This is a genomic window from Xanthomonas arboricola pv. populi (assembly GCF_002939945.1).
In the GTDB taxonomy this organism is placed as follows: Bacteria; Pseudomonadota; Gammaproteobacteria; order Xanthomonadales; family Xanthomonadaceae; genus Xanthomonas; species Xanthomonas arboricola_A.
Map to the genome: position 1 here is coordinate 211,412 of NZ_MDEB01000003.1, position 15,811 is coordinate 227,222.

Here is a 15,811-nt window from a genome sequence, read left to right on the forward strand (position 1 = left end):
CGCGTGCACCTGTCTTGTCGTGCGGTCTAAACTAGCCACCTGTCCCCAACCCATCAGTTTTCCCGGAGCACACCCATGAGCGAGATCCCTGGCGACCTCAAGTTCCTCAAATCCCACGAGTGGGCCCGCGTCGAAAGCAGCGGCCGCGTGACTGTCGGCATCTCCGACCACGCGCAGGGCTTGCTGGGCGACTTGGTCTACGTCGAATTGCCGGGCGTCGGCGACACCGTGCAGGTCGGCAACGGCGCGGCGGTGGTGGAGTCGGTCAAGGCCGCCTCCGACGTCTACAGCCCGGTCAGCGGCACCGTCGTCGAGGTCAACAGCGCACTCACCGACAAGCCGGAAACCATCAACGAAGACGCCTACGGCGACGGCTGGATCTTCGTGGTCGAACTCGACGACAAGGAAGAGCTCAACGACCTGCTGTCGCCGGACGACTACGCCGAGCTGCTGGAAGACGACGCGCACTGACCTCGCCTCGCCAGTCGCAGACCGGGATGGCCGTTCTTTGGAGCGGCCATTTTTCTTGCCTGCGCGGCGGTGACCGCGCGTCCATCCTCCTGGCGATGGCGTGCTGCGTGCGACCGACCGGCGACGGCTGTCGATCGTAGTCGAAGCCTTTGCCGAGGTTCGACAATCACGCACTCGCCGGCGCCATGCGCGCCATATCGTCGAACGCGACGCGACTGTCGCGGTGTCGGCTTTCTGACGTGAGCCAGTCGTGAGGAGATGGCGTGCGGCAGGTGAAAAATGTTTGCAGCATCGCGTGCGTCCAACCTCGACACAGTGTGCAACGCATGCCGTTGGCAGCGCATGCGGATGCACGCATGGGTCGAGAACGGCGCAATAAGTTTGCGCATTTCTGCTTGTGCGACGCCTCGAGCAAGGTTGGCGGATAAAAAATTTTCAGCTGGCGGACAGGCGGCACGCACTGCGGCGAGCAGGCGTGCGCCGCTACGTCGGTGCAGTGGGGAATATCGCACTCGTTTGCCTCGCTAAAAAAAAACAGCACAAAAGAAGTGCTTTTTTGAAAGCCCCGTTGCGCGACTGCCTACGGAGGACAGCTGCGCGCGCCATCGCGCGGCGTCTTTGGACCATCTCGACAGGACGCATCGCGACACGGTGTCGAAAAAAAAATGCAAAAGAGTGTTGACAGTAAAAAAAAGCGTGATTAGGTTTCGCCCAGCAGACGTTGCTGCGAAAGAGAGTGAGCAGAATCGACATCAAGCCGACACGCTTGTTCCCGATGTCCACCCAAGCGCTATCCACGGTGGAGTCGGGTCCGCTTCTCTCCAAAAAAGCAGCAGTCGCTCCGATCACGCACCCGCGTCGCTGTTCGATGCGGGTGTTTCTGTATCCGTCCCGTCGCGCATTACCTGCGGATGGTTCCCGCCGACGGCGTGCCGTTGCGGGGTTTGCTTCAACTGGGCGTTTCACCTCCATAGTTCACTGACGAGGAGCCAATTACATGGCCACTGCAAAAGCTGCGAAAAAGAAACCCACTGCCAAGAAGGCAGTGAAGAAGACTGCCGCCAAGAAGGCAGTCAAGAAGGTCGCCAAAAAGGCAACCGCCAAGAAGGCAGTGAAGAAGACTGCTGCCAAGAAGGCCGTCAAGAAGACTGCAAAGAAGGCAACCGCCAAGAAGGCAGTGAAGAAGACTGCAAAGAAGGCAACCAAGAAGACTGCCGCCAAGAAGGCAGTGAAGAAGACTGCAAAGAAGGCGACCAAGAAGACCGCCGCCAAGAAGGCCGTCAAGAAGACCGCAAAGAAGGCAGTAAAGAAGACCGCGAAGAAGGCAGTTGCCAAGAAGGCGACCAAGAAGTCCGCCACCAAGAAGACTGCCGCCAAGAAGCCTGCTGTGAAGAAGGTCGCCAAGAAGAAGCCGGCCGTTCGCAAGAAGAAGGCCGCTCCGGTCGCGCTGCCCGCAACCCCGGCGCCGCTGATCTGATCCGCACTACCCGATCGCCGTAAACATCGAGCTCTCTCCCCGACGCCCAGCGGGGAGGGAGCTTTTTTATTGGATGGCCGAAGGCGCCCATGATCTCGGGAGTGCCGATCGCGCGCAGACAACCGCAGCTATCGCCACCGGACGCGCGCGATCCGTATGCCGGGATGTCGGGGCCGGGTGACCGTGCCGATCGCCGCACCATCGCCACTGGCCATTCGTCACTCGCTTGCTCCGGTCCAACGCTGCCGGTGGGCTGGGCCGCTGCGCCACCCATGCAGCTGGCCATCGTCTATCCCGATCGGGAGTGCCGCCGTCGATTGGCGTCGCGGTGCGATGTATTGGTCGGTGCGAAGTGAGGAGATGCAGGGGGTAGCATCGTGCGTGGGGCGAGCTATCCGCCCGCCTCTCGGCGAGGTCTTACGCACGCACTCGACAAGGTTGCCCGGGCGTGCACCGGCAATGACCGGCACCGCATGGCGGTGGATCGATGTCCGGCCTTCCGGCTACTGATGTCGATACGCCACGATGCAATCCTGCAGGCCAGAAACAACACAGGCGGCCGAAGCCGCCTGTGTGAGGTCGCAGCAAGGCCCACTCAGCGCGGCGATGCCACCGACTTGCCGGACGAGGCACCCTTGCCGGCAGGATCGGGACGCTCGGCCAGCATGTTCTCGCTGCCGAAGTCGCCATCCACATCGATATCCAGCCAACGCTTGGCGGGCAGACCCAGCGCACGATCCAGAATGGTCGGTAGCATCCCGGAGGGCAGGCCGCTCTCGCCGTTCCACATGATCGCGATGCCGAGATCGCGCTCGGGCAGCAGCGCGACCAGGCCGCGATAGCCTTGCACTGCGCCGGCATGGAAGACGACCTGATGGCCTGCGTAATCGAACACGCGCCAGCCCAGCGCGTAGCTGGCAGCGTCCACACGCTCGTGGCGCCAACCCGAGCGCATCTCCCCTGGCGTGGAGATCAGCGGCGCGTGCAGCGTCGCCAGCAGCGGCGCAGGCAGCACGTCGGTACGGTGGCCGGTGTGCGCGAGCAGCCACTGCGCCATGTCGCTGGCGCTAGCATTGACGCCGGCAGCGGGGGCGAGACGGTAGTAGGTGGGCTTGGGCGTCAGCGACACCCAGCCATTGCGGCTGCGCACGTGCGGGCGCGCCCAGCGCGGGCTGGCCTGGATACCGGCCAGACCCATGCTCGCATCGTTCATGCCCAGCGGCTTGAAGATGCGGCGTTCCACCGACTGCTCGTAGAAGCTGCCCGATGCAGCGAACACCACATCGCCGACCAGGCTGAAGGCCACGTTCTGATACGCATAGCAATTGCCGGGCGCGCAGCGCAGCGGGGCGGCGGCCAGCTTGTGGCTGAGCGAGTAGTAATCGACGTTGGATTCGATATCGCTGTCGTAGGCATTGCGGGTCAGCCCGACGCGGTGGCTGAGCACCTCGGCGACGGTGAGCTGCCGAGTGGCGACGTTATCGCTGAGCTGGAAGCCGGGCACGTAGTCCACCACCTTGCTGTCCCAGCGCAGCACGCCGTCGTTGACCAGCAGCCCGGCCATGGTGCCGGCAAACGCCTTGGACAGCGATGCAAGACGGAACACGGTGTGGGCATCGACCGGCTGCGGGTGATTGACGTCGGTGACGCCATAGCCGCGCGCGCTCAGTACCTTGCCGCCCTGCACGATCGCCATCGCCATGCCGGGCAAACGATTGCCGTAGGTCAACTGGTTGGCCATCGATTCGAACGCGGCCACATCGAACCCGGCGGCCGGGGCCAGCACTTGGCTGGCCGGGAGCGACGCACGGTATTGCAGCGGGGCGGTGGGCGACTGCACGACGCCGGCCGGCTGCAGCGCAGAGGCAGTGGGCGCGGGTGTCTGCGCGGTCGAGGAGAGAGCCAAAGGCAATAACGCCCCGAGCAGCCCGATGGCCAACGGTCGGAACCGTCGGCGCCTGCGCATCTGAGTCATGGTTGTCCTGCCTGTTCCGCTGCCTTCGGCGATTCTAGCGCCGCGCTTCCCAATAGCACAAACTGCCAGAAGATGAATGGGCATCATATTGATCCTATTGATGATTTTAGGTTCATAATTCGCCCTGCGCGGCGCCTTTGCAGCGCAACTCGGAGCCTGTGCGAAGACGGATGCAAGCAGCGTGCCGTATCCATACGCGATCGATTACGCGATCGATGTGGTCCGTGCCGGCCGCTGCTGCTGGTGATGCAGCGCGGCATCGGCTAACTTGCGCGCTTGTTTCGCGGGTATTGCCGCCGCCATGTCCTTGCTGTCGCGCCCGTTGATGCGAGCGAGCTTTACCCGATGACCAGCCCATCTTCGCCGCGCTCTGCGGCTGGCCGTCTGAGCGCGGCATTGCGCAGCTCGCCGCCGCTGGCGTGGTCGTTTCTGTACTTCTTCTGCCTGCTCAGCGGCTACTACGTGCTGCGCCCGGTGCGCGAGGCGATGAGCGCGTCGGCGGACGTGGAGGCGATCTTCCCCACCGGCATGATCGCCTTCTTCGCCGCGCATGGCGTGCCGCTTAAAGACTTCACCCTGCAGGTGCTGTTTACCTGCACCTTCCTGATCATGGTGTTGCTGCAGCCGGTCTACGGTGCGCTTGTCAGCCGCTATCCGCGCCGGGTGTTCCTGCCGGCGGTGTATGGCTTCTTCATCGCGACCCTGTTGCTCTTCTACGTGCTGTTCGACAGCGGCGTGCCCGGGCGCGGCATGGCGTTCTTCTTGTGGGTGACCGTCTTCAACCTGTTTGCGGTGGCGGTGTTCTGGAGCTTCATGGCCGACGTCTTCAGCAATGCCGAAGCGCGCAATTACTACGGTTATATCGGTGCGGCCGGCACGCTGGGCGCGTTTCTCGGGCCGATCCTCACCCGCACGCTGGTCGAACGCATCGGCATCGCGCATCTGATGCTGGTGTCGGCAGGGTTTCTGGCGGTGTGCGTGGTCTGCGTGCTGCGTCTGCGCTTGTGGGCGGTTGTGCGCGAGCAGGAGCGACAGCTGAGCTCCGGCGAAGTGCCGATGGGCGGCGATGTGCTGGGCGGGCTCAAGCTGATCGTGCGCGAGCCGTTGCTGCGCTGGCTGGCCTTCATGGTGTTGTTCGGTGTGGGCGTCGGCACCTTGCTCTACAACGAGCAGGCAGCGCTGGTACGGCGGCTTTACACGGACGCAGCGGCGGCTACCGCGTATTACGCCAGCATCGACCTCGCCATCAACGCGCTTACCCTGGTGTTGCAGCTGCTGGTGACGCGCGCGCTGTTATCGCGTTTCGGCATCGCGCCGGCGCTGCTGATTCCGGGCGTGGCGATCATGCTGGGTTATGCCGTGCTGACGGCCTCGCCGTTGCCGATGATGCTTGCGATCGTGCAGGTGATCACCCGCTCGAGCGAATTCGCACTCGCCAAGCCGGCGCGCGAGACCTTGTACACGCGGGTGGATCGGCAGTGGCGTTACAAGGCCGGCGCGGCGATCGACACCGTGATCTACCGCGGTGGCGATCTCACCTTCGTGTGGGTGCACAAGCTGGTGTCGGCCTTCGGCTCCAGCGCGGTGTTCGGCGTCGGTCTGCTGGTGGCCTCGGGCATGACCCTGGGCGCGTTCGGCCTGCTGCGCGAGGCGCGCAAGCTGCCCGCAGAGCGCGATGCGCAGACGAGCAGGCAGACCTCCGACTAGGCGCGGCCAACAAACGACTTCGTGGGCATCAGGCGGGCGTGACCGTTGTTCGGTGCGACATGGTGTGGGAGGACCAGCCGGTGCGTAGGGTTTTCGACAACGCAACCTGCAAACCTCCGCGTGTGGTGAGGGCGGCGTGGATTCGGTTGACCAGTTTTTTTGATCGATCTACCAAACGTCGCTTTGACTCGGTGTTCGGTTGTCTTGTCCGGGGTTGGTAAGACAGTGCGGATAGATCACTTATACAGCGGATGATCTGTGGCCTGGTTGCATGGCCCTTGCCCGCCCACCATCGCGCGACACGCCGCACGTACGTCCATATCGCGCTGGCGCGTTGGGTTCCATCGCCTGCTCTGAACAGCAGGGCCGCAATCGCAGCTATGCTGGCCGCCACATCCAGCATGCCGATCTGCCATGCCCCTGTTCGCCATCGTCGCCGGCCTGTGCGTCGCTCTGCTGCACGTCTACATCCTGGTGTTGGAGATGGTGCTGTGGACGCGGCCACTGGGCTTGAAGACCTTCCGCAATACCCTTGAGAAGGCGCAGGACACGCGCGTGCTGGCGGCCAACCAGGGCCTGTACAACGGCTTCCTGGCGGCGGGCCTGTTCTGGGGCGCGTTGCAGGCACGCACCGACGTGCTGAGCTTCTTTTTGGGCTGTGTCGTCGTGGCGGGCTGCTACGGCGCCTACAGCGTCAACCGCCGCATCTTCTTCGTGCAGGCATTGCCTGCGTTGATTGCCCTGGCGTTGCTGTGGTTGCCGCGGTGAGGCGGAGTCCCCGCCTTCTGTAGGAGCGGACCTGGCCGCGACGGGGCTTCACCGGTAACGCCTCATCGCGGCCAGGTCCGCTCCTACCTGGCAGCACGCTGGCATTGCAGCTGCGATGAACTCGTCGAAGACCACGGCGACAGGCAGGCAGCCGCGAGATGGTCGGTCTCCACAATAGCCAGTCTCCACACACGACAACGGCGGGCCGAAGCCCGCCGTCGTCTGCTGTCACCCTGGCCTGAGCCTTACGCCGCTTCGCGCGGTTGCTGGGCCTGCGGTTTGTCGTAATAGCTGGCCGCGCGCAGCTCATGCGGATCGAAGTCGTCAACGGTGATGGTGTCCATCATGATTTCGCGCAGCTCTTCCAGCTGCCTGCGTTCGTCGCCGGTGATGACGCCTTCGGCCACCGCCTCGTCCAGCTGCGCAGTGAAATCCAGCGCTTCGATGCCCTTGGTCTTGAGCGCCTTGAGGAACTTGCGCTCCACCGGCTCAGCCAGCACGGCCTTGGCCAGGTAGCTGGCGATACGTCCGCCCGGATTGTTGGCGCACGGGGTCAGGAACACGCCCTGGCCCAGACGGTCACGCGCTTCGTTCGGCGTCATCAGGATCGATGCCACGCGGTGCCCCAGGCGGTCGCCCGGCGCTTCGGCACGCCGGCCCAGCGGGAAGATCAGCACCCACATCAACCAACCCACCGGCCGGATCGGGAAGTTGCGCAGCGCCGCGGACAGCGCGGTTTCGATCTTGTGCACGCTGTCGTGGAACGCCCAGGCCAGCAGCGGCTGATCGGTCGCCGGCGCGCCTTCGTCGTGATAGCGCTTGAGCATCGCGCTGGTCAGGTAGATGTGGCTGAGCACATCGCCCAGACGGCCGGACAACGATTCCTTGAACTTGAGCTTGCCGCCGAGCATCAGCATCGACACGTCGGCCATCAGCGCCAGGTTGGCGGAATACCGATCCAGCTTGCGGAAGAAACGACGCGTGTACGCATCGCCCGGCGCCGCACCGATGCGCGCACCGGTCAGCCCGAACCAGAACGAACGCACCGCGTTGGAGATACCGAAGCGGATATGCCCGAACAGGCTCTGGTCGAATTCTTCCAGGCCACGACGCGTGTCCGGATCCTGCGCCGCCTGCATTTCCTTCATCACCCACGGATGGCACAGGATCGCGCCCTGACCGAAGATCAGCAGGCTGCGGGTCATGATGTTGGCGCCTTCCACCGTCACGCCGATCGGCGCAGCCTGCCAGGCACGGCCGGCGAAGTTGCGTGGCCCCAGGATGATGCCCTTGCCGCCGATCACATCCATCATGTCGCTGACCACTTCGCGCCCCATGGTGGTGCAGTGATACTTGGCGATCGCCGACGGCACCGACGGCACATCGCCACGGTCCACCGCCGCAGCGGTGGCCTGCGACAACGCACTGATCGCGTACGCCTTGCCACCGATTCGCGCGAGCGCCTCCTCCACGCCCTCGAAGCGGCCGACCGACAGGCCGAACTGCTTGCGAATGCGCGCGTACGCACCGGTGACCACTGCGGCGTACTTGCCGCCGCCGCTGGCCGTGGAGGGCAGGGTGATCGAGCGGCCCACCGCCAGACACTCGTTGAGCATGTTCCAGCCTTTACCGACCATCTCCACGCCGCCGATCAGCTGGCTCAGCGGGATGAACACTTCCTCGCCGTGGATCGGGCCGTTCTGGAACGGCGAATTGAGCGGGAAATGGCGACGGCCGATTTCCACGCCGGGTGTCTCGCGCGGCAGCAGCGCCAGGGTGATGCCGATGTCCTTCTTGTCGCCGATCAGGCCATCCGGGTCGTAGGCGCGGAACGCCAGGCCGATCAGCGAGGCCACCGGCGCCAGGGTGATGTAGCGCTTGTCGAAGGTGAGCTTGACGCCGAGCACATTGGCCCCGTTCCACTCGCCCTTGCAGACGATGCCGTAGTCGGGAATCGAGGTGGCATCGGAGCCGGCGAACGGGCCGGTCAGACCGAAGCACGGTACCTCGGCACCCACCGCCAGACGCGGCAGGTAATAGTCTTTCTGTTCGGGCGTGCCGTAATGCAGCAGCAGTTCACCCGGCCCGAGCGAGTTGGGCACGCCGACGGTGGAGCTGACCACGCTGGAGATCGAGGACAGCTTCTGGATCACCTTGTGATGCGCCAGCGCACTGAAGCCCAGGCCGCCGTACTGCTTGGGAATGATCATGCCGAAGAACTTGTTCTTCTTGATGTACTCCCACAGCTCCGGCGGCAGGTCGGCGTGGACATGGGTGATCTCCCAGTCGTTGACCATCTTGCACAGCTCTTCGACCGGGCCGTCCAGGAATGCCTGCTCTTCGGCGGTCAGTTGCGGCTTTGGATAGTTGAGCAGCTTCTGCCAATCCGGGTCGCCGGTGAACAGCTCGCCTTCAAAGCCCACCGAGCCGGTTTCCAGCGCGATGCGTTCGGTCTGCGACAGCGGTGGCAGCACCTTCCGGAAGAAGCCCATCAGCGGCGTGGTCAGCAGCGGCTTGCGCAGGAACGGCAACAGCACCGGCGCCGAGACCAGCACCACCAGCACGGCAGCGACGATGGTTGCGGTGAGATTGGCACCCAGCAACCAGCAGGCCACCAGGGCACAGGCGCTCAGCGCAACCCAGGTGGCAAGGCGCATGCGGTGATAGGCAGCGATGCCCGCCGCCAGGATGACGAAGAGGAACGGTGCAACGATGCTCATGGTCTTGCTCCAGTGACATGCTCGGTAATGTTGGACGCTGCGATGGTGCCAACCGAGGGCAGTGCGTCCAGATAATGCAACACGGTTGCGGTAAACGTGGTGTTGTCGTCGCCTGCCAGCATGTGCGTGGCATCGGGCAGATGCACGTGCTGCGCATGCGGCGCGATCGATAAGAATTCGTTGATATTGTCCGGCGTGACCAGATCGCTGCGTCCGCCGCTGATCAGCAACATCGGGCAACGCACCTGCGCGGCGGCGTCCAGCAAGGTCTGCTGCTGTGCGTGCGGCTCCTGTCTTACCAGCTCATCGACCAGCCGCGGATCCCAGTGCCAGTGCCAACGGCCGTCCGCACGCTGCCTCAACAAAGCCTGCAACTGCTCGGCCGTCTTGCGCGGGCGCTGCGGCAAATACGCGGCAATCGCGTCGGCAGCGGCATCCAGCGATGCGAAGCCACCCGGATGCGCGGTCATGAAACGCAGGATGCGTTCCACGCCTGCAGTCTCCCAGCGCGGCGTGATGTCGACCAGCACGAGCGCGCGAAACAGACCTGGCCAGCGCGCTTCCGCGAGCAGGCCGAACAGGCCGCCCATCGATGCGGCGACCAGCACCGGCGGCGCGGCCTGCTCGCCTGCCAGCACAATCAAGTCATCGGTGAATTGCGTTGCCGAGTAGGGCAGGTTCACGTCATTGAACCCGGAATCGCCATGACCGCGCGCGTCGTAGGCCAATGCCCGGTAGCCGGCTTCGGCCAATCGGGCCGCAGTGCTTTCCCACGCATGCCGAGTTTGTCCAAACCCGTGTGCCAACAGCACCGTCGGCGCGTGGGCCGCGCCTCGCACCGATACCGCAAGCGATGTCTCGCCAGCGTCGATGCGCGTGGTGGACGCACTGTGGGCGAGGCTAGGAGAAGAGGTGACCATACCTCATGGTATGGACCTGCCTGGGCTGCTGTCAATACTGCCTGGTATGGACGGTTAAGCCATTGAATCGTGGCAGTTGTGTGTCCTTTTTGTGATGCATACTGCAACTGACTCAAGCGTATGGTTAAATCGCGGCAATGAATGACATCACCGATCCAAGCCTCACCACGCCCCGCGCCACGTCCGGTCGCGGCAACCGCCTCAGCGCGGACGATTGGGCGCAGGCCGCACTGGACCTGATCGCCGAACAAGGGGTGGGCGCCGTCGCGGTCGAGCCACTGGCACGCCGTCTTGGGGTGACCAAGGGCAGCTTCTACTGGCATTTCCCCTCGCGCGATGCGTTGCTGCAGGCAGCCCTGGAACGCTGGGAGATCTTCGAACAGAAGGAAGTGTTCGGCAGCCTGGAAGACGTCCCGGATCCCAGCGCACGCCTGCGCGCGCTGTTCCAACTGGTGGCGCACGAAGTCAAACCGCACGTCATCTATAGCGAACTGCTCAAGGCACTCGACCACCCGGCCGTGCGCCCGGTCATCGACCGCGTCTCGCAGCGCCGCCTCGATTACCTGATCGCCTCGTTCCGCCAGGCCGGCCTGAGCCGCACCGACGCCCAACACCGCGCCCGCCTGGCCTACGCCGCCTACGTCGGCTTCCTGCAGCTCTCGCTGCAACTGCAGCAACCCAAGCAAGCCCGCGAAGACTTCGAAGCCTACGTCGAGCATGTGATCCAGACGTTGATTCCGGGGTGAGCAACACCCGTTGGGTGCTGAGTTCAACACTCCCTTTTTAAACTTCAGACAAAACTACGGCCCCATTTGGGGCCGTAGTTGTTTTCATCCCGCAGCCTCTATCAGAAGCGCTGACGGTACTGCATGTACATGTAGCGGCCCGGCAGGTCGTACTGCGGGTCAAACATGTTGTATGCGGTGCTATACGCGACCGGCGGATCCTTATCGAAGGCGTTGTTCAAACCAACCGATACCGTTGCATTCCAAGGAGTGCTGTAACGCACCTGGATGTCGTGATACGTGGTTGCACCGATGTGGTTGCGCGGCGATGCGCCATCGGCGGTAACGCGGTCAGGCTCGGAGCAATAAGCCTGCGCCAGTGCTGCCGACAACGGGCAGACTTCCTCCATGCCGGACTTGTAACGCAGGCCCCAATTGATGCCGAAATCGCCGAACGACCAGTCGACATAGAGGTTGGAGCGAATGCGCCAGTACGGATCCTGATTCAGGTAACGTCCCTGGAACTGTTCCAGCTCGGAGTCTGCAGTAGCCTTGGTTTCCCAGCTCGAAAGATAGGTTGAATCCCAGCTGATGGTGAACTGGCCGAAAGCCGTTTCCGGCAAGCGGTAGTTGATGCCCAGATCCCAACCTTCCACCTTGTACGACGCCAGGTTTAATAGCGGCATGTTGATGTTGGTGACGGTATAGGCGCCATCACTGTAGTTCGGATCACGCGTGACGAGCGCGCAGTATTCGGCCTGCTCGCCAGCACTGCCGCCATAGCACTTGTCCAGAATGAACTGCGCCGCCGGGCGCGTAATGGCGTTTTCGATTTCGATCTGCCACCAGTCCAACGTCACATTCAGGCCCTGCACGAAGCTGGGGCTGAACACGAAACCGAGGGTGCGGCTGGTCGATGTCTCCGGCTGCAATTGCTCATTGGAGGTGTAGGTGAACGGCTCCAGCGTCTGCTTGGCACCGGTACCTGCACCGGGCTGTATGAAATTGGCAGGCACGCCTGCTGCGGCGCAGTTCTGTGCCACAACCGGGTTGCTCAGCTGACCCGCCTGGGTAGAGCAGGGATCGGCGTAGGTTTCGAACGAATCCGCATTACCTGCGAACAGGTTATTGATGCTCGGAGCGCGGAAGCCTTCGCTGTAGTTACCGCGGATCATCAAGTCCTGGATAGGCTTCCAGCGGAAACCGAACTTGTTGTTGACGGTATCGCCGAAATTGCTGTAGTCCGAATAACGTGTGGCGAGGCTGAAATCCAGCAATTGGGCGCCCGGCAGATCTGCCAGAACCGGGACCGAGAGTTCCAGATAGAACTCGTCCAGGCTGTAGGAGCCTGCAGTCGGACGCGCGCCGTTGCCGGTGCTAAGGCCTGCTGCGATAAACGCGTCCGGATCGAACTGGCCGCTCTCCTTGCGGTATTCGTAGCCGGCAGCGAAGGCGAGCGGGCCAGCCGGCAGATCGACGATGTCACCGCTGAGATTGGCTGTGTAGCCCTTGGACTCGACGGAGGACGAATCGTGCGCGGTGAAGCTGGTGTAATCCAGCGCCGCCTGGCTGATCGAGCCACGCGGTCCCAGCGGATTGACCGGGACGCATCCAGGAATTACATCGCCGCCGGGCGCGGAGACGCATACCGGCACGCCACCACGCAGCTCCGAGGGGCCGTAGGCGTTATTAAGATTAGCAAGGTTGAACAAGCCGTAGGTCAGGTCATTCTGATCGGACTTGTCGTAGCGATAGCCCACATCCCAATCGAAGCTGTGATCAGCAAATTCAAAGAAGCCTTCCAGGCCACCGTAGAAGTGCCAGTTTTTGACGTTCTGATTGAACGAGCGACCACCGGTTTCGATGAATCGACGGTTGACACTGGTCAGGTTCTGATCAAACGGGTTGTAGAGGCTATCTGCACTCAGGGTCAAGCCGGTGACTGGCATTGCTGCCAGCAGCTGCTCGGACTTGCGTTCGTTGTACATCGCCTCGGTGCGGAACGTCACGTTATCGGTGAAGTTGAAGCTACCTTGAGCGAACAGCGAGGTGCGTTCCTGCGGAGTCAGCAGGTAGTTGTCCGGCGCGGTGTTGTAACCGTGCACATTGGCCACGTACGGCGTTTCGACGCCATTGATCAAGATACGCCGCGTACCATTACGCACATACGAACCCGGGAAGCCGGTACCGCTCTGACCGCTGAAGAACGGAGGACCGCCAGCAGAGATCTGCCGATCGCCCGCCATGACCGACTCTTCCTGTACGTAGGAGGCGCCCAGCAGCAAGCTTGCGCGGTCAGTGGTGGTGCCGATCGTGAAATCGTACGCCTGGCGCTGGCCATCGCCATCGCTGTACTGACCAACGTTGACACCGGCCTCTGCGCCGTCGAAGTTCTTGCGGGTGATGATATTCACCACACCGGCAATGGCGTCGGAGCCGTAAATCGTGGAAGCGCCATCTTTCAGGATGTCGATGCGCTCAACCATTGCAGTCGGAATGGTGTTGAGGTCGACGCTGCCATCCAGACCTGTGGTCCAGCGGCGGCCATTGACCAACACCAGGGTACGTGCGCTGCCGAGGTTGCGGAGCGCAATGCCGGAGCTGCCGTCGCCACCATTGTTGAAGGTGCGGTTCAGCGCCGCACCGTTGGCTGCCACGCGTTGCAACACATCGGCAACAGAGGTGACGCCCTGCTTGTCGATATCCTGACGAGTCAGTGTCAGGACGGGCTGCGACGTTTCAACGTCTGCGCTCTTGATGCGGGAGCCGGTCACTTCGATCTTGTCAAGGTTGGTGGTGCCGGCTTCCTGAGCGATGGCGGTACCGGTACCGCCGACGCCCACGACAAGCGCGAGGACGACTGCATCGCGCAGCTTGTTGGACTTGCAATTCATTAGCTCTCTCTCCAAGTGATCTTGGGTACTGCCAAGGGTTGTTTGCCTGTCGGGGGTCCGAAAGAAGCGGATCCAAAACGTCAGGGTGAACCGATGGTATATGCGTTATGCGAGAAATTAAAGTCCCGTTAACGAAAAAGAAGGAAGGCGTGAAGGGCGGCTGTAAGCACAGACCCGGAACGCAGAACGCCGCCGGCTTTAAACCGGTGGCGCTACGTTAAATCATCTAAAATCAATGACTTAGAGGTCTTGCTCGTATCGGACGTACGGAATCGTACCGTCGCTGTTGCTCTCGTTACTCGGCGCAAACGGGTTCTTGCCACGGGAAATCACGTTCTCTGCGCCGACCGTCAACTGGCCGCTCCAGGGGGTGCGCCAGGTCAGGCCCAGGCCCAGGCCTTCCCACTTTTCCGGCTGGCCGGGGACGTCGACGACGCGGCCGATGACGTTGGCGCTGAAGGCGCCGTAGCCGCCACCGACGCTCAGGGTCTTGCTGTCCCACTGGTCGGCGATCGCCGGCGAGACGTCGGCCAGCGGTACCAGGCGCGCGCGCGCATAGGTGCCGCCGATCGAGACGAAGCCTTCGCGGCCAATGTTCTTCTGCCCGAATACGGTCAGGTCGTTCTGTTCGACGCGGGTCAGCGGTGCCTTGCCGGCGCCGATCAACCAGGCCGGCAGGGTGTCGCGGCCAGTGCCGGCGGTGACGCCGGCGCGGGCGCCGGCACGGTTGAAGCCCAGGGTGGCCGAGACGCGGCGCGATGCAGCGGCGCTGTCTTCTTCGTCATCGCCGATGCCTGCGAGCAGACAGTGGCTGGCGAGTCCGTTGATGTTGGTACCGCGGCTGCTGTTGCAGATCAGGCCCAGCGAATCGCCGGAGGTCAGGCCGAAGGCTGCGTCCAGCGAGTTGCGCCCGAAGTGCCAGCGTGCACCGGCTTTCTGCTCGCCCGTGGGCTCCAGGTACAGAAAGGCCTCGACCTTGCCGCTGCCCTTGTTCCACACCGGCAGGATGGTGCTCTCGCGCAACTGCTGCGATGCCGACTGCGCGTGCACACCCGTGGCTGCCGCGAGGGCAACCAGCAAAGCGAGCGGAAGGCGAAGACGGTGGCGCATACCAGAGTTCAGACCCAGGGGCAGTTGTTAAGTTCCCGAGAGCGGGCAATGAGAATGCTAGGGTGTTTATGATTATTTAACAAGTGGCCGCGTTCCCCGGAAGGCGGCGTCAACGCTATCTATTGCAACCTTTCCGGCGCGTCCAACGACGGTTGGGCCCCGCTGAAAAGTACGTCCAGCGCGGTCAACGGAAAGTGATACTCACGCCCGCAGAACTCGCAACGGACCTCGACCTCGCCGGTCGCCTCGGCAGCGGCGCGCGCCTCGTCTTCGCCCAGGGACTGCAGCATCGAGGCGACCCGCTCGCGCGAGCAGGAGCAGCCGAAGCTGAGCGGCTTGCTGCCCAGCAATTGGGTGTCTTCCTCGTGGAACAACCGGTGCAGCAGGTCCTCGCTGGCGACCGAGAGCAATTCCGCTGCGCCCAGGGTGTCGAACAGCGCGCCGATGCGGGTCCAGCCATCGTTGTCGCCTTCGTCGCCGGGCAGCTTTTGCAGCAACAGGCCGGCGGCCTGCTCCGGGCCTGCAGCCAGCAGCAGGCGGGTCGGCAGCTGCTCGGACTGATGAAAATAGGTTTCGAAGGCTTCTGCCAGATCCGGCGCCTGCATGCCCACCAGGCTCTGGTAGCGCTGTGGTTCGCGCGGATCCAGGCCGGGGTTCTCGATGGTGATCGCCAGCAGCGCTGCCTCGCCCAGTTCGCGCAGGTCGGTGGGCGCATCGGCGCCGTCGGCCAGCTGCACGATGCCGCGCAAGGTGCCGGCCGCGGTGCATTCGGCAAACAGGGTGCGTAGTGTCTGGTTGCCGCGCAGTTGTACCGACAGGCGCCCATCGACCTTGGTGTGGCCGGTGAACAAGGCTGCGGCCACCGCTGCCTCGCCGAGCAACTGGCGTGCGGCGGGCGGGTAGTCGGCGGCTCCCTGGATGTCGTGCCAAGCCTGGGTCAGGCGGACGTGGACGCCGCGCACGCCGGCAGCAGGCAGCAGGAAACGAGAAAGCTGATCGTGATCGGTCATGGGAACATCGGACGTAAGGGACGCCGGTTGCCGG

11 protein-coding genes are annotated in these 15,811 nt (G+C 63.3%); 5 read left to right on the forward strand and 6 right to left on the reverse strand.

Translation table 11 applies throughout. The features are described from left to right. Positions 1-75: 75 nt before the first annotated feature. On the forward strand, positions 76-471 hold the full coding sequence (gene gcvH, locus XaplCFBP3123_RS10295; protein ID WP_104533961.1) for a glycine cleavage system protein GcvH: 396 nt from the start codon (positions 76-78) through the stop codon (positions 469-471). A gap of 997 nt (positions 472-1,468) precedes the next feature. Beyond that, positions 1,469-1,948 (forward strand): hypothetical protein, encoded by a 480-nt coding sequence (locus XaplCFBP3123_RS10305; RefSeq protein ID WP_039519650.1) that lies wholly within the window; start codon positions 1,469-1,471, stop codon positions 1,946-1,948. Between the two features lie 595 nt (positions 1,949-2,543). Here XaplCFBP3123_RS10305 and XaplCFBP3123_RS10310 read toward each other — a convergent pair. Continuing rightward, positions 2,544-3,887, reverse strand: a complete 1,344-nt coding sequence (locus XaplCFBP3123_RS10310) for a serine hydrolase domain-containing protein (RefSeq protein ID WP_172453225.1) — start codon at positions 3,885-3,887, stop codon at positions 2,544-2,546. 381 nt (positions 3,888-4,268) lie between these two features. Between XaplCFBP3123_RS10310 and XaplCFBP3123_RS10315 the strand changes: the two genes are divergently transcribed. Beyond that, entirely contained in the window at positions 4,269-5,630 is a 1,362-nt protein-coding gene (locus XaplCFBP3123_RS10315; RefSeq protein ID WP_104533963.1) for an NTP/NDP exchange transporter, read from the forward strand. Positions 5,631-6,044: 414 nt separating this feature from the next. Then, the gene (locus tag XaplCFBP3123_RS10320) at positions 6,045-6,398 is read left to right on the forward strand and encodes a DUF1304 domain-containing protein (protein ID WP_104533964.1); all 354 of its coding nucleotides are present in this window, start codon (positions 6,045-6,047) and stop codon (positions 6,396-6,398) included. A gap of 245 nt (positions 6,399-6,643) precedes the next feature. On the opposite strand, the gene XaplCFBP3123_RS10325 is transcribed toward XaplCFBP3123_RS10320, so the two are convergent. Both XaplCFBP3123_RS10325 and XaplCFBP3123_RS10330 read right to left on the reverse strand, forming a co-directional pair. Next, entirely contained in the window at positions 6,644-9,118 is a 2,475-nt protein-coding gene (locus XaplCFBP3123_RS10325; RefSeq protein WP_104533965.1) for an acyl-CoA dehydrogenase, read from the reverse strand. Next, the gene (locus tag XaplCFBP3123_RS10330; protein WP_172453197.1) at positions 9,115-10,038 is read right to left on the reverse strand and encodes an alpha/beta fold hydrolase; all 924 of its coding nucleotides are present in this window, start codon (positions 10,036-10,038) and stop codon (positions 9,115-9,117) included. The genes XaplCFBP3123_RS10325 and XaplCFBP3123_RS10330 overlap by 4 nt, the downstream gene beginning before the upstream one ends. 137 nt (positions 10,039-10,175) lie before the next feature. Between XaplCFBP3123_RS10330 and XaplCFBP3123_RS10335 the strand changes: the two genes are divergently transcribed. After that, on the forward strand, positions 10,176-10,784 hold the full coding sequence (locus XaplCFBP3123_RS10335; protein WP_016902764.1) for a TetR/AcrR family transcriptional regulator: 609 nt from the start codon (positions 10,176-10,178) through the stop codon (positions 10,782-10,784). A 101-nt stretch (positions 10,785-10,885) separates the two neighbouring features. Here XaplCFBP3123_RS10335 and XaplCFBP3123_RS10340 read toward each other — a convergent pair whose 3' ends face one another. From XaplCFBP3123_RS10340 to XaplCFBP3123_RS10350, 3 genes are all read right to left on the reverse strand, one after another. Continuing rightward, the gene (locus XaplCFBP3123_RS10340) at positions 10,886-13,657 is read right to left on the reverse strand and encodes a TonB-dependent receptor (RefSeq protein WP_172453198.1); all 2,772 of its coding nucleotides are present in this window, start codon (positions 13,655-13,657) and stop codon (positions 10,886-10,888) included. A 240-nt stretch (positions 13,658-13,897) separates the two neighbouring features. Continuing rightward, positions 13,898-14,734 carry a hypothetical protein gene (locus tag XaplCFBP3123_RS10345; RefSeq protein WP_172453226.1) on the reverse strand — a complete coding sequence of 279 codons (837 nt, stop codon included), beginning with the start codon at positions 14,732-14,734 and terminating at the stop codon, positions 13,898-13,900. A gap of 152 nt (positions 14,735-14,886) precedes the next feature. Further along, entirely contained in the window at positions 14,887-15,777 is an 891-nt protein-coding gene (locus XaplCFBP3123_RS10350; RefSeq protein WP_104533968.1) for an Hsp33 family molecular chaperone HslO, read from the reverse strand. Positions 15,778-15,811 lie beyond the last annotated feature (34 nt).

Bases quoted from the DNA above. Each gene is read 5' to 3' on its own strand.
- gcvH (WP_104533961.1), top strand. From the start codon at position 76: ATGAGCGAGATCCCTGGCGACCTCAAGTTCCTCAAATCCCACGAGTGG.
- XaplCFBP3123_RS10305 (WP_039519650.1), top strand. From the start codon at position 1,469: ATGGCCACTGCAAAAGCTGCGAAAAAGAAACCCACTGCCAAGAAGGCA.
- XaplCFBP3123_RS10315 (WP_104533963.1), top strand. From the start codon at position 4,269: ATGACCAGCCCATCTTCGCCGCGCTCTGCGGCTGGCCGTCTGAGCGCG.
- XaplCFBP3123_RS10320 (WP_104533964.1), top strand. From the start codon at position 6,045: ATGCCCCTGTTCGCCATCGTCGCCGGCCTGTGCGTCGCTCTGCTGCAC.
- XaplCFBP3123_RS10325 (WP_104533965.1), bottom strand. From the start codon at position 9,118: ATGAGCATCGTTGCACCGTTCCTCTTCGTCATCCTGGCGGCGGGCATC.
- XaplCFBP3123_RS10330 (WP_172453197.1), bottom strand. From the start codon at position 10,038: ATGGTCACCTCTTCTCCTAGCCTCGCCCACAGTGCGTCCACCACGCGC.
- XaplCFBP3123_RS10335 (WP_016902764.1), top strand. From the start codon at position 10,176: ATGAATGACATCACCGATCCAAGCCTCACCACGCCCCGCGCCACGTCC.
- XaplCFBP3123_RS10340 (WP_172453198.1), bottom strand. From the start codon at position 13,657: ATGAATTGCAAGTCCAACAAGCTGCGCGATGCAGTCGTCCTCGCGCTT.
- XaplCFBP3123_RS10350 (WP_104533968.1), bottom strand. From the start codon at position 15,777: ATGACCGATCACGATCAGCTTTCTCGTTTCCTGCTGCCTGCTGCCGGC.